Source organism: Streptomyces sp. NPDC089915, from assembly GCF_040684675.1.
Taxonomy (GTDB): domain Bacteria; phylum Actinomycetota; class Actinomycetes; order Streptomycetales; family Streptomycetaceae; genus Streptomyces.
Genome location: NZ_JBFBGN010000017.1, coordinates 72,608 through 82,836 on the forward strand (window position 1 = coordinate 72,608; position 10,229 = coordinate 82,836).

Annotated in this window: 7 protein-coding genes; 5 read left to right on the forward strand and 2 right to left on the reverse strand. The window is 74.2% G+C overall.

All coding sequences use genetic code 11. The features are described from left to right. Positions 1-223: 223 nt before the first annotated feature. Both AB0O29_RS08315 and AB0O29_RS08320 read right to left on the reverse strand, forming a co-directional pair. Complete coding sequence (locus AB0O29_RS08315) at positions 224-1,927, reverse strand: hypothetical protein (RefSeq protein ID WP_365147994.1); 1,704 nt, start codon at positions 1,925-1,927, stop codon at positions 224-226. Between the two features lies 1 nt (position 1,928). After that, positions 1,929-4,628 (reverse strand): hypothetical protein, encoded by a 2,700-nt coding sequence (locus AB0O29_RS08320; protein WP_365147997.1) that lies wholly within the window; start codon positions 4,626-4,628, stop codon positions 1,929-1,931. Between the two features lie 245 nt (positions 4,629-4,873). On the opposite strand from AB0O29_RS08320, the gene AB0O29_RS08325 reads away from it, so the two are divergent. The 5 genes from AB0O29_RS08325 (at position 4,874) to AB0O29_RS08345 (ending at position 10,110) form a co-directional block, all read left to right on the forward strand. Next, positions 4,874-6,058: an ATP-binding protein gene (locus AB0O29_RS08325; protein WP_365148000.1), complete on the forward strand. Its 1,185-nt coding sequence runs from the start codon at positions 4,874-4,876 to the stop codon at positions 6,056-6,058. Then, entirely contained in the window at positions 6,055-6,756 is a 702-nt protein-coding gene (locus AB0O29_RS08330) for a response regulator transcription factor (protein WP_365148003.1), read from the forward strand. Before AB0O29_RS08325 ends, AB0O29_RS08330 begins: the two co-directional genes overlap by 4 nt. Positions 6,757-6,999: 243 nt before the next feature. Further along, a complete protein-coding gene (gene wecB / locus AB0O29_RS08335) occupies positions 7,000-8,226 on the forward strand; it encodes a UDP-N-acetylglucosamine 2-epimerase (non-hydrolyzing) (RefSeq protein ID WP_365148006.1) in 1,227 nt (408 codons plus the stop codon). A gap of 10 nt (positions 8,227-8,236) precedes the next feature. Beyond that, complete coding sequence (locus AB0O29_RS08340) at positions 8,237-9,583, forward strand: glycosyltransferase (protein WP_365148009.1); 1,347 nt, start codon at positions 8,237-8,239, stop codon at positions 9,581-9,583. A 128-nt stretch (positions 9,584-9,711) separates the two neighbouring features. Continuing rightward, positions 9,712-10,110, forward strand: a complete 399-nt coding sequence (locus tag AB0O29_RS08345) for a hypothetical protein (protein ID WP_365148012.1) — start codon at positions 9,712-9,714, stop codon at positions 10,108-10,110. Positions 10,111-10,229 lie beyond the last annotated feature (119 nt).

Here is a 10,229-nt window from a genome sequence, read left to right on the forward strand (position 1 = left end):
GCCCGGCCCCTGGGGCGGAGCCGGGGCGTCGGAGGCGCCGCCATCGCCCTTCGGTGGCCCGGGCGTTCGGACGGCCGCCCCTCCGGAGCTCTAAGAAGGTAGTCCCGCACCGCACCCGTTCGTCATGCACCTGCCAGCCATTTCCGGGAGCCGCTCCAGCCGACGCCCGGTCAGCGGGCACCACCGCTCCGGGCGGCCGGTCCGCCGGCCGGCGCCTCGCCCTTCAGCCCGCGCGGAGTCTCGACGCGTGGCCGAAGCCCAGTGCCGCCGTGAACGGGTGGATCAGGCCGGCGTCGGCGGTTTCCAGGGGGAAGAGGGGCAGGACGCCGTCGGGACGGGTCTTGGCGCGCAGGAGCTTCGTCCGGTAGAACGCGGCCGTCCAGCGGCCGTCCTCCGCGTGCCACTCGTCGGCGAGCCCGGGCAGCGCGACGGCCTTGTGGGGGAGCCGGGAGAGGGCGGCGAACAGCCGGGCCGGCGGGGTGGTCCCCATCGTGTGGTCGCAGTGGTACAGGCGCATGCGGCGGTCGTTCCCGCCGGCGAACCACCGCAGGAGCCGCTGCTCGTAGTCGGCGGTCTTGATGCCGGTGGCCTCGGTCTTCAGCTCCAGGTCGAGGTCCCACCACTCCCGCCACACCGCGTCGAACGCCGCCGCGTCGCCGCCGAAGAGGTGGCGTGGGAAGTGGTCGGGGAGGGAGATCTCCTTCCGCGTCAGGAGCGGGAAGACGCCCATGATCGCGCTGCTGAACCCGGACACGGTGACGTTGCCCAGGGCCGGCGGGGGCGTGGGGACCGAGCTGCTGCGGCGCGCGGAGGGCAGCGCGGGCAGCGGGCCGACCGGCGCGGTGCCGCCCTGCCAGCGGCTGAAATCGGTGCCGGAACCGGAACCGCCGTACCCGAAGCGGTGCAGGAAGCGCACGACCTCCAGCAGCAGCCGGTGCGTCCCCTCCTGGGAGTTGAACGGCTGCCAGGCGAACCTCTCGTTCTCCTTGCCCGGCGGCAGCGCGGGCAGGATCGGGACGACGACCACCGCCGGACGGCCCGACACGTGCTGGGCCTGGACCAGATTGAGGTCCCGCAGCAGGTGCCGGTAGCCCACGACCACGTACGGCTGGTCGGCCGCGGTGTCCCGTTTGACGCTGTACGGGTAGCCGGTGCGGAACGGGTAGGCGGAGACCGGATAGCCGCGCGTCGCGGTGGAGGGCGTGAAGTAGCAGACGACGTCCGTGCCGCCCGCCGCGACCGGGGACGGGGGCGCCTTCGGAGCCCAGACCGCGACCAGGAAGCGCGGCTGCGGCGGGTGCGCGTCCGCGTCGCCGCCGTACTCAAGCCAGAGGAAGCCCCCGGTGTCCGCCAGCGCCACCACCTGGTCCGTGGTGCGCAGCCGGTCCCAGCCCTCCTGCCCGGCCCGGTCCGGCGCCGCGTCCGTCAGCGTGCGGACGTTCACCTTCTCCAGCCACAGGGGAGTGGCGGGCGGGGCCGGCGTGTTCAGCACCGCGTACCTCCTCGGCTGCCCCGCCCCCTCACGGAAGAAGACCCCCGGCTGGTCGCCGCGCGCCTTGGTGCCGGTGAACGGCGGAGGCGTCACCGGCGACTGGCGCACGCGGCCCAGCTCCATCGTGAGGCGCAGGTCGTCCCCGTCACCCGTCACCACCACCCCCCGGTTGTCCCAGTACACGGGGGCGCCGGGGTTGCGGGTGAGGGTGACCGACTCCGGCGCGTAGTCGGGGTGGGCGACGTCGAGGTCGATGCGGCTCCACTCCTGCGCCGGGACCGCCCGGGTGACCGGGAGGTCCAGCGGGACGGTGAGGTGCTGGATCACGGGTCCCCGGGGATCCGTCCACGTCAGCTTCACCTCGGCGACGGTCCCGGCCAGCGGCGGGCGGCCGAGGACGTCGGCCGCGGAGAAGGTGAGGCGGGTCGTCGCCATCTCAGAGCTGCATCCCGGTCTTCGGGTCGTAGCGGACCTCGGTGGCGACGATCTGGTCCGTCGGCATGACCTCGATCCACTGGTCGAAGACCTCGAAGGGCTCGGCGCCCTCCGCCTCGAACCCGTCGCCGAGCGGATCGAAGCCGCGCTCGTAGACCTTGTCGGTGGGCAGATAGTTCACGGGCGTGCCGTCCGGAAGCCGGTCGCTGACCTTCACCCGGGACTTCTGCCAGTCGCCGCTCACCACGACGGCCAGGTAGCGGATGGCGTCGTGCACCGTCAGCGCGTCGGCCGGCAGGTCGCGGTATCGGGCGGTCAGCGCCGGGTCCTTCCAGGCGTACCGCTTGAGCACCAGCAGCATGCGGCCGCGCTCGCCCGGCACCGACTCGGCGTACAGCGAGTCGAGCCCGTCGGTGCCCTCGACGCCCGCGTTCGTCAGCCAGTCCAGCGCCTCGAACTCGTGCCCCTGGCGGATCGGGACGACGGCCTTGACCCAGGGGGCGTTGAGGAAGGCGTTGCGCAGGTCGTCCCCGTCGAGCTGGAGCAGCCAGCCCAGCGAACTCCCCAGCCTCGCGGGCCGCGAGTCGGCGGTGATGTAGTAGTCCTCGCCGGTGTCGCTCGTGCCGCCCCACCCGACGACGGTGCTCTTCTCGAACTCCTTCTCCGTCGTCCCCGAGCCGTCGAAGCCGAGGTTCTCCTTCACGGCCAGCTTGTTGGGCACCCACCACTCGGGGGCCACGAAGTACAGCATGCGGTCGACGTCGAAGAACGTCTGGACCAGCTCGGCCATGATGTGCTGGGTCCGGCTGCTGATGCTCGACAGGCCCTTCCCCTTGAAGAGCTGGCGGATCAGACTGCGGTACACGACGATCTGCTCCTCCTCCCGCAGGTCCTCGAAGCGGCGGGGGCTGATGCCCGCGGCGAGCTTCACCCGTTCCTGGGCCGCCTTGAAGAACGCCTCCTTCGCCAGCCGCTCCTTCTCCTGGTCCACCTCCTTCAGGCGCTCGGCGTTCACCTTGTTCACCTGTTCCACGTAGGCCGCGGTGGGGCCGTAGTCGACGGTGAAGCGGTAGGGGAACATCTCGCCGTCGTCACCGCTGTGCCCGGCGATCCGCAGCCTCAGCCGGTTGCTGCCCTCCGCGAACCGGCTGATCCGCAGGTCGGCGACGTTGCTGCTCAGCCACTGCACGTTGGTGTGGCTCCGGTACTCGTACCCGTACTTCGGATAGAGCAGCAGGTCCGCCAGCGCGTCGTCGAAGTAGTCGTCGTCCGGCCCCTTGTAGGTGCCCTCGACGGTCTCCTGGTACTGCTCGGGCATCGGCACGAGCTGGGCGGGCTGCACCTGGCCCTGCGGGGGCTGCGCGACGTGGACCAGCTCGGCCACCCCGAGCTCGTCGCCCGGCCGGTCGATGTAGGTCTGCCAGCACAGCTGGGTGCCGATCTCCTGGACCTGGACCCCCACCTGGCGCATCTTGCGCCGCAGTTCGTAGTTGACGAGCTTGTCGGTGGTGTTCTGCAGCAGGTACCGCTTGCTGGAGGTGTCGGTGGTCTCCACGACCGTCTTGAACGTCGACTTGAAGCTGCGCTTGATCTCCGTGGACAGCTTGATCGTCTGCTGGCGCAGCTGCTTGTGGGTCTGTTCCTTCGCGGTCTTGCGCGCGTCCGCCGAGTCGTAGCTCGTCCGCGCGGTGGCCTGGGTGTTGAAGACCCCCAGCTTGCCGCTGGTCCGCGCCTCCAGGCTCACCCCGAACTTGCTGCTGCTCTGGTTCTCCTCGCTGACCGAGGCCGACAGCTCGTCCTCGGACCGGCTCTCCTGCTCGCTGCGCTGGGTGACCTCCTCGGAGGCCTCGGTGGTCCGCTCGGTGAGGGTGCGGCGGGTGGAGACCTCGATCAGCTCGACCGAGCTGCCGGGGCTGAGCCAGATGTGCTGGACCGGGGGCCCGAGGAACGAGTCGAACTCGAAGAAGTACTGGCGGAACAGGTGCACGACGCCGAGCGGGGACAGCGAGGCCTCGGGCAGAGCGGCGGCGGCCGCGCCCCGTGCTCCCGGTGACACGGGCGGCCCGCCCCCCAGCAGTCCGGACAGGGCGTCGACCTCCGACACGTCCACCCGGTGGCCGCCCGCCGCGAACATCGCGTGCAGGACGTCGTACCGGCCGGCGGCCTGGAGGTTCTTCAGCGCTCCCGCGACGCGGGACTCCTGGGCGGCGGCCAGCGCCGCGGAGTCGGCGGCGCCGGCCGCCCGTGGTCCGTCGGACGAGGCGTGGACGATGACACCGCCCTGGGCGATCCGCTCCTCCGCGATCCGCAGCAGGGCGGCGAGCCCGTCGGGCCCCGGCCCCACCAGGCGGTCCCAGACGGCCGGATCGGCGAGGTCCGCCTTCTTGATCCGGGCCAGCAGCTCCCGGGTGACCACCGAGTCGAGGGTTCCGGGCAGGGAGGAGGCGACCGAGGGCACCGGGGCGCCCGGCTCGATCGTCAGGGCGGGCGCGGTGGCCGAGGCGGAGGAGGGGGCCACCGTGTAGGAGGGCCGCATGTTCTCGGTGAGTGCCGCCGCGAGCGACCGGCGCATGGCGGGGCCCGTGGTGCCGAACCGCTCGGCGAGCCGGGCCGAACGCCATCCGAGCAGCGGCTGGTAGACCCCGTAGAGCTCGGAGGCGTACGGCAGGGACCCCTGGAACTTCGCGAAGTTGACCTTCATCTGCTGACTCCCGCCTCCCCGACGCGACCACCACGTCCGACCCGGCCCCCAGCGTCCCGGCCCGGGGCGGTGCCCGCCCAGATCGGGCATGCGGATCCACGGCCCAAACCACCTGGCCGGGTGAAGGGGCGGCACGCAGAAACGATCGGCCCTCCGCGCGGGCGCCCCCCGCCGCCGCTCCGCCGCCGTGCGGCCCCGCGCATGTCCTCCCCGTCGCGGCGGCGCCCACGGCGTACGGTGACCCCGTGCACAACGTCCCGGCCCAGGTCCAGGCCGTCCTGGAGGCCTTGCCGCGCGCCGCCATCGTGCAGGGCGGGGACGAACGGGTGATCGCGGTCAACCGCCGGTTCACCGAGATGTTCGCCCTCGACGCCGCCGGCGTCGCCCTCGACCCGGGGGCCCCGCTCGGCCCCGTCGTGGACGCGGTCCGCGCCACCTTCGCCGAGGGCCCCGCATGGACCGTCGACACGGCGCACGCCATCGCCGCCCGCCGCGTCCACCGGGCCGCCGAGATCCGCCTCGCCGACGGCCGGACCATCCGCCGCGACGTGGAACCCCTCTACGACGACGCCCGCAACCTGCTCGGCTCCCTGTGGACCGCCGAGGACGTCACCGAGGAGAAGCGGCGCGAACACGCCCTCGAACGCGACAACCGGACCCTCGCCGAACTGGCCCGCCAGCGCAACGAGTTCCTCGCCCACGCCTCCCACAGCCTGCGCACCCCGCTCGCCTCCGTCATCAGCTTCTGCGAACTGCTCGCCGACCCGGTCTCCGGTCCCCTCGGACCGGAACAGCGCGGGTTCCTCGACGCCGTCCACCGCAACGCCCGCCGCATGGAACGCGTGATCGCCACCCTGATGGAGACCGCCGTCGTGCGCGCCCCGGAGCTGAGCCTGGAGTTCGGCCCGGTCGACGTACCGCGCATGCTCACCCACGCGGTCCTGGACCGGATCGCGGACACCGCGGCCGCCGGGGTGTTCGTCGTGCTCGCCCCGGTCCCCGGCCCGCCGCTGCACGGCGACGAGCTGCGGCTCGCCAACGTCCTCGCCAACCTGCTGGAGAACGCCGCCAAGTTCACCCCGCCCGGCGGCACGGTCACCGTGACCTCGGCCGTCGACGGCGGGCACTGGACCGTGGACGTGGCCGACACCGGCATCGGTGTGCCCGAGGAGTACCGCGAGGAGATCTTCTCCGGGTTCTTCCGGGCCCCCAACGCGGAGAACGGCGGATTCGCCGGCACCGGCCTCGGCCTGGCGCTGAGCCGCGACATCGTACGCCGCCACGGCGGCGACCTGACCGTCGCCGACGCCCCGGGCCGTGAGGGCGGCGCGGTGTTCACCGTCCGGCTGCCGGTCGCCGGCCCGGCCCCCGGCGCGTCCGTGCCAGGCGCGTCCGTGCCCGACGCCGGCCCGCGGGCCGCCGCCCCGTGACCCGCATCCTCCTCGTCGAGGACGACGCCGACCTCGCCACCGCCCTGCGCGCCCTCCTCGGCCGGGCCGGCCACGAGGTCCTGCACGCCCCCGACGGCCGGGAGGCCCTGCGCCGGCTGTTCGCCGACCGGCCCGACCTGATGGTCCTCGACATCGGCCTGCCCGAACTCGACGGCTGGCAGGTCCTGGAACGCACCCGGGACCTCACCGACCTCCCCGTACTCCTGCTCACCGCCCGTGGCGCGGAGGCGGACCGGGTCCGGGGGCTGCGCGCCGGCGCCGACGACTACCTCCCCAAGCCCTTCGGGCAGGAGGAACTCCTCGCCCGCATCGAGGCGCTCCTGCGCCGCGCCCGGCCCGCGGGCTGGGCGGGGGACCGCCAGGACGCCGCGCTCCACCTGGTGCCCGAACGCCGCGCCGCGCTCTGGCACGGCGTCGAGGTCCGCCTCAGCGACATCGAGTACCGGCTCATCCAGACCCTCGTGCGCAACCGGGGCCGGGTCGTCACCACGGACCAGCTGCTCGTCCAGGTCTGGGACGACCCGGCGGGCGTGGGCCGGGACCGGGTCAAATTCGCCGTCCTGCGGGTACGGCGCAAACTCCAGCAGGTCGGCGGCCGGAACGCCGAGGACCCCATCGAGGCGGTACGCGGCCTCGGCTACCGCTACCAGGGCGACGAACGCGGCCGCACCCCCTGACCCCCACCCCCGGGACGTCCCGCGCCACCCCGCGTTGCCGCGCCCCCGGCCGTCCCGCCGGGACCTACGGCCCGGTCCCGCGGGGGACCACCGGCCCCGCGGCGGGCGGGCCGAAAGTCCCGACCTGCCGCCGCCGTCGTGATCGCAACCGTCCGGCAACCGGCGACCCGGGCGTCCCGCAACCGTCGCCCCGGACGCTCCCCGGATGCCCTCCGTACGCATCCGGCCGCAAGGAACCCCCGCATGACCGCCCTGCCCCCGCGCAGCATCGCCCTCGTCCTCGGGACCCGTCCCGAACTGGTGAAGCTGACCGAGCTGAGCCGCCTGCTCGGCCCCGCCGCGCGGCTCGTGCACACCGGACAGCACTTCGACGAGGACATGTCCGGCCGCTTCCTGACCGAGCTCGGCCTGCCCGAGCCCACGTACCTCACCGGCATCGGCGGGCGGCCGCGCGCCGTGCAGATCTCGGCGGCCCTCGCCCAGCTCGACGACCTGTTCACCCGCGACCGGCCCCGCGCCGTCGTGGTGCAGGGCGACACCAACGCCGCCCTGGCCGGCGCCCTCGCCGCCAACGCCCGCGACCTGCCCCTCCTCCACGTCGAGGCCGGACTGCGCAGCCACGACCGGGCCATGCCGGAGGAGCACAACCGGGTGCTGATCGACCGGCTCGCCGACGTGCTGTGCGCGGCCACCCCCGCCAACCGCGAGAACCTCCTCGCCGAGGGCGTGCCCGCCGACCGCATCGAACTCACCGGCAACACCGTGGTCGAGGCCGTACGCGCCCACCTGCCCGGCGCGCGGGAACGCGAGGCCCTCCTCGCCCCGCTCGCAGTCGCCCCGGACGGCTACGTCCTGGCCACCGTGCACCGGCCCGAGAACACCGACGACCCGGCCGCCCTGCGCGCCGTCCTCGGCGAGCTGGCCGCCCTCGCGCGGACCCTGCCCGTGGTCCTGCCCCTGCACCCCCGCACCCGTGCCCGCATCGAGGCCGCCGGCCTCACGCAGGCCCTGGACGCGCTCGTGGTCACCAGCCCCCTCGGCTACGCGGAGTTCCTCGGGCTGGCCCGTCACGCCGCCCTGCTCGTGTCCGACTCCGGCGGGGTGCAGGAGGAGACCACCGTCCTGGGCCGGCCGCTGGTCGTGGTCCGCAACTCCACCGAGCGCCCCGAGGCGATGGCCGACTTCGCCGTACTGGTCCGCCCCGGCGCGGAGCTGGGCGCCGCCGCCCGCGAGCTGCTGGGCCGGGGCGCGGCCCTGCGCGAACGGCTGGCCGCGCTGCCGAGCCCGTTCGGCGACGGCCACGCCTCCCGCCGGATCGCAGCCCTCCTGGCCCGCACGCCCGCCTCCGGCACCGGTCAGGCCGCTTCCGGGACCGTACCGCCGGTCCCCGGCACCGTTCCGCCCGCCTCCGGGACCGTCCCGCCCGTCTCCGGCACCGCTCCGGCCGCCGCCCGCCCCCTCGCCGCCTGAGGACCGCACCGTGCCGCACACCGACCACCTCCTCCTGTTCCTCTTCCCCTTCGTCCTCCTCGCCGGGTTCCTCGTCTACGCCGCCGGCTCCCGCCACGCCTACCGCAACCGCGCGCAGGCCCGGCCCGGTGACCCCGCCGCCTTCGACTGGCACTTCTTCGTCCCCTGCCGCGACGAGGAGGCCGTGATCGCCACCACCGTCGCCCGGCTCCGCGCCGACTTCCCGTACGCCGACGTCTGGGTGGTCGACGACGCCAGCGACGACGCCACCGGCGCGATCGTCGCCGCGTTCGCCGAGGACGACGCACGGGTGCACCTGGTGCGCCGGGTCAGGCCCGAGGCCCGTACCGGCAAGGGCGCCGCGCTCAACGCCGCCTACCGGGAACTGGGCGCGCTGCTCGGCCCCGCCGCCGACCGCGACCGGGTGGTCGTCTGCGTCGTCGACGCCGACGGCCGCCTCGACCGCGCGGCCACCGCGATGGTCAGCGGACCCGACGGCTTCGGCGACCCGGAGACCGGGGGAGTGCAGGTCGGCGTCCGCATGCGCAACGTGGACGATCCGCGCCCGCTGCCCGACCGCGGCCGTACCGCGAACGCCCTCGCCCGCCTGCTGGTCCGCGTGCAGGACATGGAGTTCGCCGTCTCCAACGCGGGCATGCAGCTCCTGCGGGCCCGCACCGGCTCGGTGGGCCTCGGCGGGAACGGCCAGTTCACCCGGCTGTCCGCACTGGACCGGATCGCCGAGGCGGAGCGCCGCCCCTGGCGCGAGGGCGCCCTGCTGGAGGACTACGAGCTCGGCCTCCACATGATCCTCACCGGCGACCGGGTCCGCCACGTCGCCGACACCTGGGTCTCCCAGGAAGGCCTGCCGCACGCACGCCGCCTGCTCACCCAGCGCACCCGCTGGGCCCAGGGCAACCTCCAGTGCGCCCGCTACGCCCCGCGCATCCTCTCCTCGCGGCACTACACCGGCGGCGGCGTCCTGGAGACCCTGTACACCTTCGGCCAGCCGCTGGCGCACCTCCTGTCCCTGGTGCTGTCGGCGGTCCTGCTGGCCGTCCTCGCCCTGAACGGCTTCACGGGCGCCCTCGCCTGGTGGCCCCTGGCACTGTGCCTGGCGGTGCTGTCCGTCGTCCCGTTCCTCCTCTGGGGCCCGGTCTACCGCCGGGAGTTCGCTCCCGACGCCTCCCGTCTGCGGGCACTGCTGTGGGGGCTGGCCCTGTGGGTGTACGCCTACCACCTCTTCCCGGCCTCGGCCCGCGCCTTCGTCCGGATCCTCCGGGGCCGCACCGGCTGGTCCAAGACCCGCCGCAACGCCGAACCCGCCACGACCGGCCCGGTGGCCCTGGACGCCTAGGACACCTAGCCAGGACGCCTCCTCCGGCTCACCCGTTCGGCCCAGCAATCCGGGGCCCGCGGACGGGCGGCCGGTTAGCGTCGGAGGCGCGAGGGGGGATTCCTGCCCAGCCCCAGACGGGAGCCACCGTGAAGTCCACCCTGCGTGTCCTTGCCGCCGCCGCCCTCTCCGCGACCCTGCTCACGGGCGCCGCCGCAACCTCCCACGCCGCCGCGACGCCCTCCCCGAAGGCGAGCGCGAGCACGAGCGCCGAACCGGCGAGCCTGACCCTGACCGTGGACAAGACCGAGGTCAAGGCCGGGGAGAAGGTCCACGCCACCGGCCGCACCAAAGGTCTGAAGATAGGCAGCAAGGTGGTCCTCCAGCACAGGAAGAACGGGAAGTGGACCACCCTCAAGGCCGAGACCGTCGTCAAGAACGGCAGCAGCTACGCCCTCGACGCCAAGCTCAACACCAAGGGCGCGGAGGAACTGAGGGTGCAGTCGGGCGAGGTCTTCTCGCCCAGCGTGACCGTCACGGTCCGCTGACGCGGGGCCGCCGCCCCCGTCGCCCCCCCCCCCCCCCCGGGGGGGGGGGGGGGGGGCCGGGGGGGGGCCCCGCCCGGGGCGCGCCCGGGGGCCGCGGGGGGATACGTGCGGGCCCCGAT